The sequence below is a fragment of the Shewanella carassii genome (assembly GCF_019670705.1).
Lineage (GTDB): Bacteria > Pseudomonadota > Gammaproteobacteria > Enterobacterales > Shewanellaceae > Shewanella > Shewanella carassii.
Genome location: NZ_AP024618.1, coordinates 1,203,281 through 1,222,792 on the forward strand (window position 1 = coordinate 1,203,281; position 19,512 = coordinate 1,222,792).

General features: G+C 53.5%; 17 protein-coding genes. 5 read left to right on the forward strand and 12 right to left on the reverse strand.

The window, feature by feature from the left end; genetic code table 11:
* Position 1: 1 nt before the first annotated feature.
* A complete protein-coding gene (locus K5621_RS05595) occupies positions 2-1,654 on the reverse strand; it encodes a chloride channel protein (RefSeq protein WP_221051124.1) in 1,653 nt (550 codons plus the stop codon).
* Between the two features lie 130 nt (positions 1,655-1,784).
* Between K5621_RS05595 and K5621_RS05600 the strand changes: the two genes are divergently transcribed.
* Together K5621_RS05600 and erpA are read left to right on the forward strand one after the other, a co-directional pair.
* Positions 1,785-2,588, forward strand: coding sequence for a DUF6776 family protein (locus K5621_RS05600; RefSeq protein WP_100142060.1), 804 nt, complete (start codon positions 1,785-1,787; stop codon positions 2,586-2,588).
* Positions 2,581-2,931: an iron-sulfur cluster insertion protein ErpA gene (erpA, locus tag K5621_RS05605; RefSeq protein ID WP_100142059.1), complete on the forward strand. Its 351-nt coding sequence runs from the start codon at positions 2,581-2,583 to the stop codon at positions 2,929-2,931. The genes K5621_RS05600 and erpA overlap by 8 nt, the downstream gene beginning before the upstream one ends.
* A 62-nt stretch (positions 2,932-2,993) precedes the next feature.
* Here erpA and K5621_RS05610 read toward each other — a convergent pair whose 3' ends face one another.
* The 4 genes from K5621_RS05610 to K5621_RS05625 form a co-directional block, all read right to left on the reverse strand.
* A complete protein-coding gene (locus K5621_RS05610) occupies positions 2,994-3,413 on the reverse strand; it encodes a hypothetical protein (protein ID WP_100142058.1) in 420 nt (139 codons plus the stop codon).
* A gap of 28 nt (positions 3,414-3,441) precedes the next feature.
* Complete coding sequence (locus tag K5621_RS05615; protein WP_221050661.1) at positions 3,442-3,819, reverse strand: DUF2750 domain-containing protein; 378 nt, start codon at positions 3,817-3,819, stop codon at positions 3,442-3,444.
* A 149-nt stretch (positions 3,820-3,968) separates the two neighbouring features.
* Positions 3,969-5,078, reverse strand: coding sequence for an anhydro-N-acetylmuramic acid kinase (locus tag K5621_RS05620; protein WP_221050662.1), 1,110 nt, complete (start codon positions 5,076-5,078; stop codon positions 3,969-3,971).
* A 13-nt stretch (positions 5,079-5,091) separates the two neighbouring features.
* A complete protein-coding gene (locus tag K5621_RS05625; RefSeq protein WP_221050663.1) occupies positions 5,092-6,492 on the reverse strand; it encodes a peptidoglycan DD-metalloendopeptidase family protein in 1,401 nt (466 codons plus the stop codon).
* Positions 6,493-6,616: 124 nt separating this feature from the next.
* Here K5621_RS05625 and tyrS point away from each other — a divergent pair, with 124 nt between their 5' ends.
* Positions 6,617-7,813 carry a tyrosine--tRNA ligase gene (gene tyrS / locus K5621_RS05630; protein WP_100142054.1) on the forward strand — a complete coding sequence of 399 codons (1,197 nt, stop codon included), beginning with the start codon at positions 6,617-6,619 and terminating at the stop codon, positions 7,811-7,813.
* A gap of 103 nt (positions 7,814-7,916) precedes the next feature.
* On the opposite strand, the gene K5621_RS05635 is transcribed toward tyrS, so the two are convergent.
* The 7 genes from K5621_RS05635 to gltB form a co-directional block, all read right to left on the reverse strand.
* Complete coding sequence (locus K5621_RS05635; RefSeq protein WP_100142053.1) at positions 7,917-8,348, reverse strand: hypothetical protein; 432 nt, start codon at positions 8,346-8,348, stop codon at positions 7,917-7,919.
* A 99-nt stretch (positions 8,349-8,447) separates the two neighbouring features.
* A complete protein-coding gene (locus tag K5621_RS05640; protein ID WP_100142052.1) occupies positions 8,448-8,927 on the reverse strand; it encodes a nuclear transport factor 2 family protein in 480 nt (159 codons plus the stop codon).
* Positions 8,928-9,234: 307 nt separating this feature from the next.
* Entirely contained in the window at positions 9,235-9,609 is a 375-nt protein-coding gene (locus K5621_RS05645) for a DUF2721 domain-containing protein (protein ID WP_100142115.1), read from the reverse strand.
* 70 nt (positions 9,610-9,679) lie between these two features.
* On the reverse strand, positions 9,680-10,669 hold the full coding sequence (locus tag K5621_RS05650; RefSeq protein WP_221050664.1) for a cobalamin biosynthesis protein CobD/CbiB: 990 nt from the start codon (positions 10,667-10,669) through the stop codon (positions 9,680-9,682).
* Between the two features lie 19 nt (positions 10,670-10,688).
* Positions 10,689-11,381 (reverse strand): 5'-methylthioadenosine/adenosylhomocysteine nucleosidase, encoded by a 693-nt coding sequence (locus K5621_RS05655; protein ID WP_100142050.1) that lies wholly within the window; start codon positions 11,379-11,381, stop codon positions 10,689-10,691.
* Positions 11,382-11,590: 209 nt separating this feature from the next.
* Positions 11,591-12,997, reverse strand: coding sequence for an FAD-dependent oxidoreductase (locus tag K5621_RS05660; protein ID WP_221050665.1), 1,407 nt, complete (start codon positions 12,995-12,997; stop codon positions 11,591-11,593).
* Positions 12,998-13,003: 6 nt separating this feature from the next.
* Positions 13,004-17,452 (reverse strand): glutamate synthase large subunit, encoded by a 4,449-nt coding sequence (gene gltB, locus K5621_RS05665; protein WP_221050666.1) that lies wholly within the window; start codon positions 17,450-17,452, stop codon positions 13,004-13,006.
* A 500-nt stretch (positions 17,453-17,952) separates the two neighbouring features.
* Here gltB and mnmL point away from each other — a divergent pair, with 500 nt between their 5' ends.
* Entirely contained in the window at positions 17,953-18,873 is a 921-nt protein-coding gene (gene mnmL, locus K5621_RS05670) for a tRNA modification radical SAM protein MnmL/YtqA (protein ID WP_221050667.1), read from the forward strand.
* 148 nt (positions 18,874-19,021) lie between these two features.
* Positions 19,022-19,387: an Hpt domain-containing protein gene (locus tag K5621_RS05675; RefSeq protein WP_100142046.1), complete on the forward strand. Its 366-nt coding sequence runs from the start codon at positions 19,022-19,024 to the stop codon at positions 19,385-19,387.
* The last annotated feature ends 125 nt before the right edge of the window (positions 19,388-19,512 follow it).

The following is a 19,512-nucleotide window of genomic DNA, read 5'->3' on the forward strand; positions in this document are numbered from 1 at the left end:
ATTACACTTCTCCGGCACGGATTTCCTGCTGCAGGTTAGACCAACTGATTACTCCGACGATATTCTCCGGGGTATCCTGATAGATAAAGACTTCACCGGCACGTTTCGGCGCCAAAATTTCATACACCTCGTTGAGAGTAGCCGAGTCGGGTAGCCCCTGGATCCTGTGCTGGGTCAGGCTGGTATCAGTGTCAAACGAAGGCATCTGCAACTCCAGCATGGCAATCTGGCCTTCGGCATCTCTGGCAAGCACTGGCCTGCCCTGGGCGCGTTTCATCACCTCCAGCAGCAGCTCATCATTGTTGTTGACTATCACTATGCGCCTGTCCATCAGGGCGCGTACCCCGAGTTTCTGCAATCCCAGGTTAACCGGAGCCACCTTGTAACCCAGGCCCATGATGTCCAACTGACGAAAGAATATGGATTTGGCATTCAGCCCCTGATAGGCGATGAGGTAGGCGGGCACGGCCACTATCATTCCGGGCAGTATGATGGAGGCATCATTGGTCATCTCCAGCAGCGCCACCAGGGCGGCGAGCGGTGCACTGAGGCAAACCCCCATCATGGCGGTCATGCCGATGACGGTATAGAGCCCTGCATAGGGGGCCACCGAGGGAAACAGCAGCGCGGTCGCCTGAGCCAGAATGGCGCCGCCCAAGGCGCCTATGCCGTAGAGTGGCCCTATGATCCCACCCGGGATCCCAAGGCCGATAGCGGCAATGGTCGCGATAATCTTGGCCAGCAATACCGCCAGCAAAAACCAGATGGCCGGATTGTCGCTGACCGCAAGTCCTATGGCCATTTCACCGCTGCCCAGCGCCTGAGGCAATACCAGGCCTATCAAAGTGGTGATAACCCCCGCCAGCAACAGGCGGACTATCAAGGGCCAGTGTTGGCCGCGTTCGGTCACCTGAATAAGGCTGTGATTGAATAGGGCCGCGGCGACCCCCAGCACAATACCGCCGAGAGCCAGCAGCGGGTACTGATCCAGTGGAATATGGCTGACCTTGATGGCATCAAACTCGTGGATATTACCGAACACCACCTGGCTGGATACGGCGCCGCAGATGGCCGATAGCATGATGGGGAAGAAGTATTGCACCTTGTATTCCCTGAGGATTACTTCGAGGACAAACACCACGGCGGCCAGTGGCGCGTTGAAGGTGGCGGCTATCCCGGCGGCTATGCCGCTGGCGCACATGATGCGCACGCTGTTGTCCGGCAGCTTGAATTTTTCCGCCAATACCGAGGCGGTGACCGCCCCCAGATGAATGGCTGGGCCTTCACGACCGACCGAGAAGTTGCTCGCCAGCGCAAACAGCGCCTGAAAAAACTGCCCCGGTGCTGATTGCAGCGGGATCTTGCCGTAATGTAGCTTCACCCGGTGCAGCACATAGGCTATGCCCATGCGTTTGTAGCGTTTGGAACCGAATTTGGCGACAAGCCAGATCAAAAAAGCCCCAAAAAGTGGTAACAGGACTCGCCAGTCACCGATTGAGCCCGTAAAATCCCATTCTTGTGTTTGGGTAAAATGATTGGCCCATTGCAGCAGCAGGCGAAACAGTATGATGACCGCCGAGGCCATCAGCGCAAACAGCAGGGCCAGCAGACACAGTTGAATACTGATCCTCGTTTGGGACAGCTTGTCTCTCATCTGGTGGCGCAGATACTTTCGCGCCTCAAGTTTGAACTTTCTGAATCTTGCCTGCACCGCTGCTTTCCGAAGCCTAATGTGAATTCTTAGTACCCAAGATGGAAATTTTTATATAAGGGGCTGTTAGTTAATGGCAAATTATCATCGCTGGCTCGATCGCCTGCAAGTGATGGAGCGAAATATTCGTCCGTCCAGTCCGTATTTGTTGCTATTGGTCATGGTGGCCTTTCTGGCTGGACTGCTCAGCTACCACTTTTTCATCCCGCCTACTGAGGTAAAATTACTGCGGAATGATGCCAAGAGTCAGCGACTACAGGGGCAGTTGCAAGAGCAGGCTCAGCTGCTGGCGAGTCGCAATTTGGAGTTGAGTCTGGCTAGGGAAGCCAACGAACAGATGCAGCAGTTGTTCAACAAGCAACACAAGAAACAACAGGAGTTGGAGCGGGAGTTGGCCTTCTACCGCAGCATCATGGCACCTGAGCGTAACGCCGATGGTGTGGCCATCCATGGTTTGGAATTGACGTCTATAGCCGCTCCTGGACAGTACCACCTAAAGTTGGTGCTGACCCAATTGCAAAAGCGTAAACAGGCGCTCAAGGGAAGAAGTGAGATACTTCTCATTGGCATGCAAGAGGGCAAGCAAGTCGAATTGAATTTGGCTAAACTGGTGGACACCAAGTTGGCATTTAACTTCAAGTACTTTCAGGTATTGGAAACGGACTTTACTCTGCCCGAAGGCTTTGAATTACAGCAGATGAATGTCAAGGTCATAGTGCCGGCAAGCCGTTGGAATAAAGGCGCTGAAACCGAACAAAGTTTCAACCTGACGGAGCTGCTTGAAGGTGAAAAAGATCCCGGCATAATACTTGAACAAAATAGTCAGGTAACAGATAATCTGCCACAGCAAATAGATGTAAGAGGTAGTAATGACTGAACAAGCTGAATCAGCTATGCCCATCCAGTTTACCGATGCGGCGGCTGCCAAGGTCAAGGCCTTGCTGGAAGAAGAACAGAACAGTGCGCTGAAGCTGCGGGTCTATGTCACGGGTGGCGGCTGCTCAGGTTTTCAGTATGGCTTCACCTTTGATGAAAAAGTGAATGAAGGCGATTTCACCGTGGAAAAACAAGGAGTACAGCTGGTGGTCGACCCCATGAGCCTGCAATACCTCGTTGGCGGTGAAGTGGATTATACCTCAGGGCTGGAAGGTTCGCGTTTCTTCGTCAAGAATCCCAACGCCACCACCACCTGTGGTTGTGGTGCCAGCTTCTCGGTATAGCCAAGAATCAAAGCAACAAAAAGCCGTCCACTGGGACGGCTTTTTTGTGGGCGAAAGGTCGGTTACTGCATCAGGTTGAAGTTCATCTTACGCTTGAAGAAGGCTTTGACCTTAGGGGTAAAGGCTACCCATACCTGTAACATGCAAAAGCCTATCAGAAAGCTGAAAATGGCCCAGTCCGGCACCTTGAACTCAAACCCTGTGATCTTGAGAGCGTTAGGACCTGTGGTTACATTGTCACCTTGATCAAGAATATAGGGTAGGAAGCTCACTAGCGCTAGCTGCACCAAGGTATAGAGCCGCAGTGCCCATAGGCCGGCCTGATGGCGTGCTAATACCGCCAACACCATGATCAACGTCAGCAGACAAAAGACGACACCCTGACCGGCAATCAGGCCACTGACCGCAGCGGCAATATAAAGCAGCATCAGCAGTAGCAGGCGTTTGGGTATGGCGTAGCTTTCAGTGGCGGCTTGGTTCATCTTACGGCGCTCCTTGTGCACTATTGACTCAGTGACGCGTCTTGGGGGCCAGTCGCTGCTCCAGCTCATATGGCGGGATGACTACGCCAAGATCTTCCAGCATTGGGAAGACGGCAACATAGAGCTCATCATCTTCCATACCGGGCACCCAGCGCTCCAGCCATTCGGCCAGGCCGATGGACAGCGGCCGACAATCCTGCCAATCATCCACGGCCCACAGAGAAGCCGTCTCTTCACTGGGCCAAACTGGAATACAGTCTTCATCGTCCGTGGTCAGCATCACGCAGCCGTCATTGTCCTGTAATACCCACAGCTCTTTGTGCTCTTTGACCTGCTCTACCAGAAAGTCGTAGCGGCCTTCCGGAGTCATACCGGCGAACTGGGCCTGGATTTGTTTCTTGCTCATGGTGACATCTCATCTCGGTGGCCATGGCACTGCGCCCGGCCAAAAATTGACGGCATGTTAACACCGCTTGCAAGCAAGAAAAAGCGCCCCGCAGGGCGCAATGGCTAATTCCTGTTTTTCGGCTTTGCCTGGTTGATGTCAATCTGTTCTCAGGCGGCGGGAAAGCGGGCGCCGAGTACGGCTTCGCGGCTGGCTCCGGTTACCGCCGGCAGGTTGGCTGGCAGCCCTTGATGGTGGCGCAGCGCCAACCAGGCAAACGCTATGCCTTCTACCCACTTGGGATCGATACCCAGCGCCGAAGTAGTGGCTATGCTGTGGTTGGGTAACTGGGCACCGAGGCGTTTCATCAACGCGCCATTGAGCGCGCCGCCGCCACAGACATAGATTTCGCCATCCGGGCTCAACTTGGCTATCTCCCTGGCAATGCTGTGACAGGTGAGATCCAAGAGCGTCGATTGAATATCCTCTTCCGGCAGATGGCTGAACAGTGCTAGCTGTTGATCCAACCAGGCGTTGTTGAATAGCTCTCGACCTGTGCTCTTGGGATAATCCAGCGAGAAATAGGGGTGAGATAACAGTTGTGCCAGAAATTCTGCCGAGCTGTTGCCGCTTTCGGCCCATTGGCCATCTTCATCAAACGGCAATTGCCTCACTTGCTGGCTCCAGGCGTCTATCAAGGTATTGCCCGGGCCAGTATCAAAGCCAAGAATTTTTTGGTTATCGGCGGGCAGGAAAGTGATGTTGGCGATGCCGCCGATATTGAGAATGATGCGATTTATTCCCGGGTTTGAGAAGATCTGCTGGTGGAATGCCGGCACTAAGGGCGCGCCCTGGCCACCGAGGGCGACATCTTTGCGGCGAAAGTCGGCGATAACATCTATACCGGTTTCGGCGGCGATAGTGTTAGGATCGCCAATCTGCAAGGTAAAGCCCACTTCCAGATTGGGCATATGGCGCACTGTCTGACCATGACTGCCGATGGCGCATACCTGCTCCTTACTTACCCCTGTCTTGGCCAGCAGTTGTTTAACGGCAGTAGCGAATACCTTACCCACAGTGCGATCCAGCCGCCCCAAACGGTTGATTTCATCCGTATCCGGCTGGCACAGACGCTGCAACCCCTTGAACAGATGGGTGGGTAACGGCTCGGTATGCTGGCCAAGCAGCTTGGGTTGACCCTTGCTGAAGTCCACCAACACGGCGTCAACACCGTCCATGCTGGTGCCTGACATCAGCCCAATAAAATATCCTGAATTCATCTATGCTTCCCTGTTATTGCATCGCAACCTGAACTTGTTTGTTGCGATGTAGCGTGGCCATTAATTGGTTACTGAGCTGTTGGAAGGCGACACGTTCGCTCTTGGCTATGGCTTCTGCCTTGGGGAGATCCACTGTGCGTGGATTTCTGTGTACACCGTTGACGATAAACTCATAGTGTAGGTGCGCACCTGTTACCCGGCCTGTGCGGCCAAGGGTTCCTATGATCTGTCCCTGTTTGACGCTTTCACCTTGTTTGACCTTACGCTTGTTGAGATGCAGGTATTTGGTGGTATAAGTTTCGTTGTGTTTGATAAATACATAATTGCCGTTGTATTGGTTGTAACCTGCCTTGATCACCCGGCCGCTGCCTGCCGCCTTGATGGGAGTACCTATGGCAGCAACATAATCTACCCCGCGGTGAGCCTTCACTTGACCGGTAACTGGATGCAGACGACGGGGATTGAAGTTGGAACTGACGTACTTGAAGTCAACCGGAGAGCGCAGGAATGCCTTGCGCATGCTGCGGCCTTCCTCGGAATAGTAGTTGCCATCCTTGTATCTCACCGCAGTGTATCGCTCGCCCTGATTGATAAATTCGGCGGCCAATATGTTGCCGTTACGCAGAAACTCGCCGTCGGCATATTCCTCTTCATACATGAGGGCAAAGCTGTCGCCTTCGCGGATATCCAGGGCAAAGTCGACGTCCCAGCCGAATATGGTGGCCAGTTGCATAATCTGCGCCGGGGTCAGTCCGGCATCGACACCGGCATTCCAGAAGTTGTTCTTGATACTGGCGCGGGTGAATTTATCCCGGGTCTCGACAGTTTTTACCGCCAGTTCCTCTTCGTAACCTTTGCCTTGTTTGCGGACTATCAGGGTAGAGATGGCATCGAGGCGGTATCTCAGCTCTTGCAGTTCGCCCTCGGCGTTCTTACCTATGGCGACTTCGTCACCTGGCATGATTTTCAGCAGGTTTTTCTTCGCCAGTGGCAGTTGAGTGATGTCGTAAACCTCTCTGGCGGTGAGTGAGGCGCGGCTGAAGAGCGCCGCCAGGGTATCGCCACTCTTTATCTCGAAGTGTTCCAACTCGGCTATCGCCGGACTGGCTTGCTCCGGAACTGTCAGGGCCGCTTTGGCCTGTTGATTGAGTTTCTCTGTCAACGCCTCGGCGGCGGCTTCTGAATCCGGGCGTTGCCCGCTTTCAACCACTTGCTGAGCCGTGGGCGAGGTGGGGGTACGAAAGGCCAGAGGCACTTGGTAACGGACGTGAGTTTCCGGGCTGGCGCTGTTTTTCGATGCCTCGGCTTCGTCAGAGGGCAGCAATAGGGTTATCAGGGTAATAGTGGTGAAAATACTGAGCAATATTTGATGCTTTCTGGGCAGCAGTCTGAAGAGAGTAATAAGCTTTGCCATCGACCCGGATACCAATTTCTTAATTCTTGGGCATATTGCCTTAGTGTACACACTTTCATTTAGGCTGGCTAACAAGTAACATAAGTCTCTTTGAATTTGAAGAGCCTAGGGAGTTATTGGCGAGATGGCTGATTTAGCACAAATAATGGCGGAAATTAAACGTGGTACCGACGAGATTTTGCTCGAGGCGGATCTGCTTGAGAAGCTGAAAGAAGGTCGGCCACTGAAAATCAAGTTGGGTGCTGACCCGACTGCGCCGGACATTCACCTTGGCCATACCGTTATTCTCAATAAGCTCAGACTGTTTCAGGAACTGGGGCACGAGGTTATCTTCCTTATTGGTGACTTTACCGGTATGGTCGGCGACCCGAGTGGCAAGAACAGTACTCGCCCACCACTGACCCGCGAACAGGTATTAGCCAATGCCGAAACCTACAAGGAACAGGTATTCAAAATTCTGGATCCGGCCAAGACCCGAATTGAGTTCAACTCCAGCTGGCTGGAAGACCTCGGCGCCGCCGGTATGATCCGCCTGGCCTCGCGCCAGACAGTGGCTCGTATGATGGAGCGTGACGACTTCAAGAAGCGCTTTGCCTCGGGTCAATCGATTGCTATCCATGAGTTCATGTACCCATTGCTGCAGGGGTATGACTCAGTGGCATTGAACGCCGATGTCGAGCTGGGCGGTACGGATCAGAAGTTCAACCTGTTGATGGGCCGTGAGTTGCAGAAATCCGAAGGCATGAAGCCACAGGCAGTGATCATGATGCCGCTGCTGGAAGGGCTGGACGGCGTGAAGAAGATGTCCAAGTCTGCGGGTAACTACATTGGTATCAGCGAAGCTCCGGATGAGATGTTCGGTAAGATAATGTCCATCTCTGATGAGCTGATGTGGCGTTACCTGGAGCTGTTGTCTTTCCGTCCGCTGACTGAAATCGAGCAGTTTAAGGCCGATGTCGAAGCCGGTGCCAACCCCAGAGATATCAAGATAGCCCTGGCGAAAGAGATTATCGGCCGTTTCCACAGTGAAGAAGCTGCCGAGGCTGCTCATCAAGCCTTTATCAATCGTTTCCAAAAGGGCGCCATGCCAGATGAGATTCCCGAGCTGACTCTGGAAGCTGGTGAAGGGCTGGCGATTGCCAATCTGCTAAAAGAAGCCGGTCTGGTAGGCTCCACTTCAGATGCCATGCGGATGATCAAGCAAGGTGCGGTGAAGATGGATGGTGATAAGCTTGAAGACAGCAAGCTGGTTCTGAGCGCCGGCACATGCGCTGTATTCCAGGTCGGTAAACGTAAGTTTGCCAAGGTAACACTGGCCTGAGCTCAAAGTACCTAAATTCTAAGGGACTTAAATCTAAGCGTTTGTTCAAGCGTTTAAAATACCAAACCCGGCATTGCCGGGTTTTTTCTTGCCTGAATCTGGCTCAGTGTTTGTGAGGTGGGCTACAGTTGTCGGTACCAAAGTAGGCCTTGTTCTGGCAGCGCCAACTAAGAACGGCCTTATCTATCGACCAATCGCCGGCATCATTATCGAGCGCCAAAATGAGCAACATCTGTGGGTGCCCCTCCTGAGTGCTGACGCTATAGGTTAAGGTCTTACCTTGAGAGTGACTGATGCGAACGAACTTAAAGGCCGAGCCTGAGTATTGGCGGCTTATTCCTTCGGGATCTTGACTCCAGGGAGCCTGTTGATGTTGCGCTTGCAACAGCTTTTGATTGAAACGGTTCACAGGTTGTACCGTGTAAGAAACTACTAGCGGTGGCTCAAATGCTTCTTCGTTAGCAAGGGTTGCCTGAGCCTGTGGAGCCAAGGGAAAACATATCGCCAGTGGGGCCAGTATGGATAGTCGACTCATCTTTACCTCTCGGATCAGAATGAACCCTGATCTCGCTGTTTGCACTCAGAGGGTTGGACAGTAAAAAATAACTTGGGTTCCCGCTGGAGGAACGGGACATTATTGGGCGGCAAGTTGGTCTGCCATGGTCTGATAGTCCATCAGATCCATATGCTCTTTAACCCTGTGGTTGAGGGTATCTAACTTTAGTGTGGTCACCCCGGGTATGGCTATATCGATAATTTTTCCAGGTTTGCCGAACTGTTCTCCCGGGCCTTTGTAGTGGTAGTTGCCTATCATCACCACCAGCGAGCCTGAGTTGAACATGTGTTCTATGTTGAATTGATATTCAAGCACGCCGCGGTGGGCCCGCTCCAGAAATTCTATGATATGTCTGCCGCCGGTATATTTACGTCCCGCAGTCCGATCGTTGAAGACGCTGTCACGATTATAAAAGTTGGCCAGTTCTTGATAGTCATGAGTGGTCAGGGCATGAATATAGCGCACTGCCATCTGCTGCTCCTGTGGCATATCGCCGCTGTTGGCCAGCAATGGTGAGCTCAATAATGCCAGGAATAACCCCAAAAAACGTAAAATCATTCTCTCTTGGTCTTCAAGTCAAACGCTGCTAATTACAGGTGTTTAAAAAGTGGCCATCTTAAATTTAACTCAATTTTGACGGCCTAGGATTTTTAGGTTACGGCTGACACTTATTGTTAAAAACAGTGGCACAGGTTTCAGTGCTTTGCATCATGCTATCCCGGCGATAAAGGCGAGTCAGAATAATGCCTCCTCCCACTCTGGTGATCAAGTCCGTAGCCATGTCAATCACCCGGTTTAATCTCTTGTTTGTTTCCGGGCTACCCTGAGGAGACTGCCCGGTCAAAGTGAGACTGGAGCTTGGTTATCAACTCATTTCTTTGAGATGGATGTTAAGGGCGTCGACCGAGATACGGATCTCAATCACTGACAGGATCAAGGAATACAACAGCAACAATAAACTGGCACCGAAAATGATTGAACCTGTGGTGTTAAAACCAAGATAGATAAAAATCATACACAGTACGCATAGGGCGAAGCTGGTGACACCGGCCTCCTGCATGCGGCGGATAATAACGATGCGGCGACGCAGGTTTTTCAGCTGTTCGGCGGCAACCGGTTTTTCTCCGCCACTCAGGGTACGGATCAAGGCGGCCAGTGAGAAAAATCTATTGGTATAGGCCAGCAACAGCAGGGAAATTGCTGGAAACAGCAACGCCGGAGTCGTCAAAGAGATATGCATATTGTCCAGCACGGCGGCCTTCTCTGTGGCAAGCGGGGAATGAAGGCATTATAAGGAGAATATGAATAATTTAAAGTGTTTGTGAATAACGTAACAAAACCCAAATCAGGGGTAACAAGACGACGAAAGCAAACCAGATGGCGAAGGTGCGAAAGGTCAGCGAAATCGCCTTGGGAATGGTTTGGTGATCGGGTCTTGGACCCGTGCCGACTTTTTCAACGGGTATTTTGATGCCGGAGTATTTTTGTGGCCCCCCCAGCTCTGTCACCAGTACCGAGGCTGCGGTTGCCAATACTTGAAAGTTAAAGCCGATGGGAAAGCGGCTGTGGGGTGCTTGCCAAAGCAGTTTCAGTGTCTGGGGACCGCCTTGAATCGCCAGGGTAAAACGCCACAGCTGCGCCGGAATATACAGTAGCACTTGATTGACCAGAAACACGGGCCGACCGAAGAAGCGGTACTGAGGATCCAGACACCACCAGCTCTGCTCCAGCTGTTTGAGCATTCTTACCAACAGCACCATGGGTGCACCGGCAAGGCAGAAGAAAAACACCACAGTGGCGGTACCGTGAACCGGAGCTGTCACCAGCTTTTCTATGGTGGCCTTAGCTATGCCAGTCTCGGATAGTTCGGCCGTATCACGGGCAACCCAGGGGGCGAGCAACTCTCTGGCGGCCGCTTTGTCTCCCCGCCTCAGGGCTTGGTATATCTCTTCGGCTTCCTGAATGAAACAGGCGTCGTTGAGACACAGATAGAGGATCAAAAACTCAAAGAACCAGGGGAATGCCGCCAGTTCCAGTAGAAAGGTGATGATTATCCAAAATGGCAACACCAACAGCAGAATGGCCAGCGAGCCGGCAATCAGCTGTTGCTTAGCACCTCTGTCACTTCGTTTGACCTTGGCGGCCAGTGATTTGGCGAGATGGCTCAGCCAGGCAAGGGGCTGAAGGACTTGAGGCAGCGGTGCCAAGCGCGCCAGTAACAAGGCAAAAAATAGCACCAGAAACCCCTGAATGAGGGGCCCGTCTAAGGCCAGTATCTGCTCGTAGAAGGGCAGGCTCATGGGCTCTGGTGCTCCTTAATTAAAGGTGATGTAGCATGCCTATTACCATCAGGGCCGAGTGGTGCCCCGCCTTGACCAGATATGCGTCAAAGTCGACCGGAGAGTCGTTGTTGGCATTATCTGACAGAGAGCGGATCACCACAAAGGGCACACCGAACTGATGACACACCTGAGCAATAGCGGCGCCTTCCATTTCACAGGCGGCCATGGTGGGGAAATGCTTTAGCATGACGGCGGTGCGCTCAGGATCGCAAATAAAGCTGTCACCTGTACAGATAAGGCCTTCAATGGCTTTGACCTCTCCCAAACCTGCGATGGCCTGTTGGGCCGCCAGCATCAACTTGGGATCCGGGATAAAGGCCGCCGGCTGCTGTGCCATCTGACCCATCTCGTAGCCAAAGGCGGTCACATCGACATCGTGGTAACGGACCTCATTGGAAATGACGATATCGCCTATCTGCAGTGCATCGACAAAACCACCGGCCGAGCCGGTATTGATAACCGCATCCGGAGCGAACTTTTCAATCAACAGACTGGTCGCAATGCTGGCGGCAACCTTGCCTATGCCGGAGCGGGTAACTATGACTTCTTTGCCAACCAAAGTGCCGCTGACAAATTCTATGCCGGCAACCTTGCTGTGCTGCGGATTTTCCAAAGAGGCAATCAGGTGAGCAACTTCCGGCTCCATGGCGCCGATAATACCGATTTTCATGGCTTAACCTTCTTTAAATGTCTTGAGTGAGCCTGAGGGCGGCTTAATATAGCATAAGCCTAGGATGGTGCGAACAAGTCAGCTGCTTGCGACTTGTAAGGACGACAAGTCTGAGGCAGTCGCAAGCGTGTTATTTGAAGTGTGGTGATTGGATGAAAAAAAGCGCACCCGGGAGGTGGGTTCCCGGATACGCTCAAAGTGTTGAGTTGTCAGTCGAGGAAGTTGAGGATCCCCAGCGCTGCATCGCGCCCTTCGGCGATGGCGGTGACCACCAGATCTGAGCCCCTGACCATATCACCACCGGCAAACACTTTGGGATTGCTGGTCTGGAACGGATTGGCGGCTTCTTTGTCGGCTTTTACTCGGCCCCATTGATCCAGGGCGATATCAAACTCGGCAAACCAAGGCGCCGGGCTGGGTTGGAAACCGAAGGCGACAATCACGGCGTCGGCCTCCAATAACTGATCGCTGCCCGGGATGGGCTCCGGACGCCGGCGACCGCTGGCATCGGCGTTGCCGAGCGCGGTTTCGACAAATTCGACGCCTTTGACCTTGCCATCGTCTGTGGCAATCGCCACCGGTTGGCGGTTGAACAGAAACTCGACCCCTTCTTCGCGGGCATTTTGCACCTCACGGCGCGAACCCGGCATATTCTCTTCGTCGCGGCGATAGGCACAGATAACCGATTCGGCGCCTTGGCGCACCGCCGTGCGCACACAGTCCATGGCGGTATCACCGCCGCCGAGTACTACCACCTTCTTGCCCTTGAGGTCGATATAGGGCTGCGCCGGATCGGCTTGACCCATCAACTCACGGGTGTTGGCAATGAGGTAGGGCAGGGCCTGAATAACCCCTTCGGCCTCTTCTCCGGGCAGGCCCGCCTGCATGGCGTTATAGGTACCCATGCCGAGGAACACTGCATCGAAGTTCGCCAGTAACTCGGCAAAGGGAATATCCTGACCAACGGTGACGCCGAGGCGGAACTCTATCCCCATGCCTTCCATCACGCTGCGGCGGGTAGCCATTACTGACTTGTCGAGCTTAAAGGCGGGGATGCCATAGGTCAGCAGGCCGCCTATCTGAGGATATTTGTCAAAGACTACAGCCTTGATCCCGTTACGGGCCAGGATATCGGCGCAGCCAAGACCGGCTGGCCCTGCGCCTATGATAGCGACCCGCTCGCTCCTGGGCGTTACTTGGCTCATGTCCGGGCGCCAGCCTTGGGCGATGGCGGTATCTGTGATGTATTTTTCCACATTGCCTATGGTGACGGCGCCAAAGTCATCATTCAGGGTACAGGCGCCTTCACAGAGCCTGTCCTGCGGGCAGACTCTGCCGCAGACCTCCGGCAGAGTGTTGGTTTCATGCACCAGATCTGCCGCTTCCAGGATACGTCCCTGTTTGGCCAGTTTGAGCCAGTTAGGGATATAGTTGTGCAGCGGGCACTTCCACTCGCAGTATGGGTTACCACAGTCCAGGCAGCGGTCGGCCTGTTGGTCGACCTGTTCCTGGACAAAGGGTTGGTAAATCTCAATAAACTCTGTCTTGCGGCGTGCGATAGCCTGCTTGCTCGGGTCGATACGACCCACTTCGATAAACTGAAAATCGTTACTCATGCTCGCTTACCCCGCTTTTACGGCCAGTTCCGGGCTCGGTTGTTCCAGTTTGAGCAGATCCGAAACCTGAATATTCTTGGGCTTGACCAGGACAAAACAGTCGAGCCAGTTGTCAAACTCACTGAGAATGGCGCTGGCGTGTTCACTGCCGGTCTCGGCCACATGTTGCTCTATCAGCCCTTTGAGGTGCTGTTGATGAATCGGCGACTCCAGCTTGAGGGTATCGACCAGTTCGGTATTGACCCTACGGCTAAAGCGGCCGAATTGGTCAAACACATAGGCGAAACCGCCGGTCATACCAGCGCCGAAGTTGACGCCAGTGGTCCCAAGCACCACTACTATGCCGCCTGTCATATATTCACAGCCGTTGTCACCGACCCCTTCAACTACCGCCAATGCCCCTGAGTTCCTGACCGCGAAGCGTTCACCGGCCCGTCCAGCCGCAAACAGTTTGCCGCCGGTGGCACCATAGAGGCAGGTATTACCGACAATGGCGCTGCGCTCGGATTGGAAGGCGCTGCCGAGCGGTGGATAGATGGCTATCTTGCCGCCGGACATACCTTTACCGACGTAATCGTTGGCGTCGCCGCACAGTGACAGCTCGAGTCCAGGACTATTCCAAACCCCGAAACTCTGACCGGCGCTACCGTTGAAGCTGAGTCTTATTGGCTCTGGACAACCTTTGACACCCCAAGTGGCCGCGATATGGCCGGAGAGTGCAGCGCCTACCGAGCGGTCGGTATTATTGATAGGGAAACAAGCATCAAAACTTTCACCCCGGGTAGCAGGCTCTGCGCACTTGTCCAGCAGTTCCTGATTGAGACGGCCAGGATCCGCCGGCGGATTGGTTTCTTTCCAGGTTAGGCCAGTATTGGGTAAGGCCGTTGGCTTAAACAGGATAGGGGTTAGATCCAGTCCTTGCTGTTTGGCGGTCTGGCCTTCGATGGCCTGCAGCCAATCGCTGCGCCCAACCAATTGTTCAAACTCGCTGACCCCCAGCTTGGCCATCCACTCGCGCACCTCTTCGGCGACAAACTCAAAGTAAGTCATCACTCGCTCTGGCAAGCCATGATAGTGCTTGTCTCTCAAGGTCTTGTCTTGAGTGGCGACCCCGGTGGCACAGTTGTTGAGGTGGCAGATACGTAGGTATTTGCAGCCGAGCGCTATCATGGGCACAGTGCCAAAGCCGAAACTCTCGGCGCCCAGTAAGGCTGCCTTGATAACATCTGTGCCTGTCTTGAGACCACCATCCACCTGCAGGCGTATTTTGTGTCGCAGACCATTGGCCACCAGAGACTGGTGAACTTCGGCAAGCCCCAGCTCCCAAGGACTACCGGCATACTTGACCGAGGTCAGCGGGCTGGCGCCTGTGCCGCCATCGTAGCCGGAAACAGTAATCATATCGGCATAGGCCTTGGCAACCCCGGTGGCTATGGTGCCAACGCCCGGCTCAGAGACCAGCTTGACCGAGATAAGCGCCTTGGGGTTTATCTGCTTGAGATCGAAGATCAGCTGCGCCAAATCCTCGATGGAGTAGATATCGTGGTGCGGCGGCGGTGAAATTAGCGTCACGCCTGGGCGAGCATGCCTGAGGCCGGCGATTTCAACACTGACCTTATGACCGGGCAGCTGACCGCCTTCACCGGGCTTGGCGCCCTGGGCAACCTTTATCTGCAATACTTCGGCGTTAATCAGATAATGGGCGGTTACCCCAAAGCGGCCAGAGGCTATCTGCTTGATGGCCGAATTGCGCTCGCTGTTGAATCGGCTGGCATCTTCGCCGCCTTCGCCCGAGTTGGAGCGGCCACCGAGACGATTCATGGCGATGGCCAGTGCTTCGTGGGCTTCCGGGCTCAGGGCGCCGATACTCATGGCGGCGCTGTCGAATCTGGGGAAGAGTGCCTTGGCCCCTTCCACATCCTTAAGCGCTATGCTCTCGCGCTGCTGTTTGATGCTCAGCAGATCCCTCAAGGTGGCGACCGGCCTTTGATCTACCAGCTCGGCAAACCGTTTGTAGAGCGGGTAATCCACCTCTTTGAGAGCCCGTTGCAGGGTGTTGACCACATCCGGGTTGAAGCAGTGGTATTCGCCGCCCTCAACGTACTTGAGCAAACCACCCTGCGGCAGCGGCACATGGGGGCGGAAGGCGGCCTGACTCAGCAGTTGCTGATCGGCTTCTATGCCATCGAAACCCACACCCTGAATACGGCTGACCACGCCGTTGAAGCATTGTTTAATCACCTCATCGGCCAGGCCTATGGCCTCAAACTGCTGGCTGCAGCGATAGGAGGCGACTGTGCTGATCCCCATCTTGGACATGATCTTGCGCAGCCCCTTCTCAATGCCGTAGCGGAAGTTGAGCATCAGATTGACGATATCCTCGGCCTGATGGCGCTTGGCGAGTTCGGCAATGGACTCGTACACCAGGTAGGGGTAGATGGCCGTAGCGCCAAAGCCCAGCAGTACTGCGAAATGGTGCGGATCCCGGGCCGAGGCTGTTTCCACTATGATGTTGGTGTCACAGCGCAGGCTCTTGTTCACCAGCATCTGTTGTACTGAACCTACCGCCATGGCGGCCGGAATGACCAGGGTATCTTTGCTGACGGCGCGATCAGAGAGCACTATCAGGGTGGTGCCGGTTCGAGCCATCCGCTCGGCTTCATCCGTGATCCGTTTGATTGCCTGACTCAGGCCTTCGGAGGCAGGATAGTTAAGGTCGACCTTGTTGGCACGGTAATAGGTGCTGTCCAGACTCAGCAACTGGTTGAAGTCACTGAACAATAAGATAGGCGAATTGAACATCACCCGATAGGCGTGTCCCGTGGTTTCGTTAAACAGGTTCTGCTCGCGGCCGATACAGGTGGCTAGTGACATCACATGTTTCTCCCGCAGCGGATCGATTGGCGGGTTGGTGACCTGGGCAAACTTTTGCCGGAAATAGTCATACAGCGAGCGCTGTTTCTTCGACAGCACTGCCATCGGAGTGTCATCGCCCATGGAGCCGGTGGCTTCTTCGCCTTTGCTGGCCAGTACCCAGATCACTTGCTCCAGCTCTTCACGGCTGTAGCCGAACAGCTTCTGGTACTGTAGCAAAGTGCCCTGGTTGAATTCACTGACGCCCTGATCCTGCGGCGATAACTTCTCAGCCGGCACTAGAGTCTGGCTGTTTTTCGCCATCCACTCCTTATAGGGGTGACGACGTTTAAGATCGTTATCGATTTCGAATGACTGATAAAGACGACCGCTGAGGGTGTCGAGCACCAGAAGTTCACCCGGGCCGACCCGGCCTTTTTCAATCACTTCATCCGGGCCATAGTCCCAGATACCCACTTCCGAGGCCAGAGTGAGAATTCTGTCTTTGGTGATCACATAGCGTGATGGCCGCAGCCCGTTGCGATCAACCGCGCAGGCGGCGTGGCGACCATTGGTCATGACTATCCCGGCCGGGCCATCCCAAGGCTCCATATGCATGGAGTTAAAGTCATAGAAGGCCTTGAGCTCCTCATCCATCTCGGGATTACTTTGCCATGCAGGCGGGATAAGCAAACGCATGGCTCGGTAAAGATCCATGCCGCCGGCCAGCAGCATCTCCAACATATTGTCCAGCGACGACGAGTCTGAGCCGGTTTCATTGACAAAAGGGGCGGCCTGCTGCAAGTCTGGCAGCAGCGGTGAGTTGAACTTGTAGGCCCGCGCCCGCGCCCATTGGCGGTTACCCGTGATGGTATTGATCTCGCCATTGTGAGCCAGAAAGCGGAACGGCTGTGCCAGTGGCCACTTGGGGGAGGTGTTGGTCGAGAAGCGCTGGTGGAACAGGCAGATGGCGCTTTGCAGCCTGATATCGGCCAGATCCGGATAGAAGGCCGGCAGATCAGCGGGCATCATCAAGCCTTTGTAGACAATGACCTGGCCGGAAAGGCTGGCGACATAGAAGTCTTTATCCTGGGTCAATTGCTGCTCGAGGCGGCGGCGAGCCATATAGAGGCGCCGCTCCAGATCTTTTTCACGCCAGCCTATGGGAGCATTAATAAGCACTTGCCAAATTTGCGGCAAGCTGGATTTGCCTATTTCACCGAGCACTTCCGGATTGACTGGAACCGGGCGCCAGCCGGCGATACTTAGGGTTTCTTTTTCCAGCTCCCGTTCGAGCAGTATTCTGGCTTCGGCTGCCAGAGTGTCATCCTGGCTTAAAAACAGCATGCCAACGGCGAACTTACGGCTGAGATGCCAGCCCTGTTCTGCCGCAATGGCTTCAAAAAATCCTGTGGGCATTTGCATCAGCAAACCGCAACCGTCGCCAGTGCGTCCGTCAGCTGCAATACCACCACGATGTTTCATGCGGTCTAGGCCATGGATTGCCGTGCGAACAATACGATGGCTGGCTTCGCCATCCATCTGGGCTATTAATCCAAAACCACAGTTATCCCGCTCGAAACTGGGATGATACAAGCTCATACAAAACCTCCCTTAACATCAACATTACTACTCGGGAGAGAATACCAAACTCTATAGATATGCACCCGAACCATCCAAATTATCCTGAGACTTGCTAAAGGTCAAACCTAAATATTGCATATTTTTGAGGATATTTGGGGTGTTTTATACAGAATCTCTAATTGCATTACGTTAACGTAAACTGGAAAATTGGCTCTATAACACTATGAATAAAAAGAAAGTCCATTTTGCTGTCGTTGTTTTATCACTTTATTTTAACAATTGACTTCCAATTATCCTCGGAATAGAAAAACTGATTCTTTGCCAGATAGCCTTGGTCGTTAAAAATTTGTTTGGAGTGACTAAATATTCATAAAAGTGTGAGCTAGATCCGTTTGTGTTTTACAAATTTGGTCGCAGAGCACCGTAAAAGGCGAGCACTATTCATGACATAAATTGACCTGGAGCAGAGCGGCCCTGAATGGGAGTCGTTAGACTGGCGACTTTTTTGAGAGAAGCAAATGGGACTGGACGACTTTGTCACTACCTTTGGTCAATACTGCCGCCAACACTTTGGTCAACGGTTACAAAAGCTGACCCTGGATGCCCGTTTTACCTGTCCCAATCGCGATGGAACTCTGGGGCGCGGTGGTTGCACTTTCTGTAATGTCGCCTCTTTCAGTCATGAACATGGAACCGACTTGTCGATTGCGGCTCAGCTCGAGGCCGGCAAACAGAAGATGCGGGCCAAGGCTTCGCGGTTTTTGGCGTACTTTCAAGCTTATACCAGTACCTATGAAGAGTATGCCGAACTGAAGCGTAAATACGATGAGGCGCTGCAGAGCGAGCAGGTGGTGGGCTTGTGTGTCGGTACCCGCCCGGATTGCGTACCGGACAGGGTGCTTGATCTGCTGGCGCAATATCAACAAAGCGGCAGTGAAGTTTGGTTGGAGTTGGGGTTACAGAGTGCTCACGATGCCACGCTCAAGCGGATTAACCGTGGTCATGACTTTGCCGTCTATCAGGATGCTGTCTTCCGCGCCCGCCGTCGCGGACTCAAGGTGTGTACTCATCTGATCCTTGGACTCCCCGGAGAAGGGTTAGTTGAGCATCAACAAACCCTGGACGCGGTTTTGGACTCTGGGGTGGATGGTCTTAAACTGCACCCTCTGCATATAGTGGCGGGCAGTACCATGGCCAAGGCCTGGGAAGCGGGTAGGTTGCAGCCGCCGACACTGGAGGAGTATGTTACCAGCGCGGCGCAGTTGATCCGTCATACGCCGAAAGAGATAGTGTTTCATCGGGTGACCGCCTATGCCAGCCGTCCAGTGTTGCTGGCGCCGGATTGGTGCGCTCAGCGCTGGATAGGTTTGGTCGCCCTGGTGGATGAGCTGGCGGCCAAAGGTGGACAGGGTTCTGGGTTAACCAATTTAAATCAATAGCCTATCTATAGTTGTATTAGGTTTACTTGGTTTTTGTGTCGCTAATGTTAAATGCGGAAAGTTTTGGATTAGTTTGCTGTCTATAAGTTGCGCCTGCCATTTTAGCGGGTATGATGTGGTAAATCTGATACATTTGAGGAATGCCTTCATGGCCACAACTGAACTGGATACCATCTTAGATCTCAACACCCTGGAGCAGTATTGTAGCGCCATAGGTGCAGGCACTTTACTCAAGAGTGTCATCTTATTTGAACAGTTGCTGCCCGAGTATGTCGCTAATCTGCAGAAGGCTGAGGCGGCGGGTGATAAAGATATTCTGTGTGCCGAGGCTCATAAGTTCAAAGGGGCTGCCGGCTCTGTGGGGTTAAAGCGGATCCAGCAGGTTGCACAACAACTGCAACATGGTGAAGAGGCAGCCTGGGAAGCCGGACATAAAGAGTGGTTGGCCGCTATTGTTAAGCATGCCGGGGATGATCTGCAGCAGCTTAAGTCTTTCCTCGAAGCCAAAGCATAAACTCCTGCCTTGGGTGCCGAAGGAAAGCTTTGGTACCCATGACAAAATCCTCGCAATCCCTTCTCTGCCTGTATATCGAAACCGTTTCATCCCTTATGTTGTTTGCCCCCTATTAAGTATCTCTT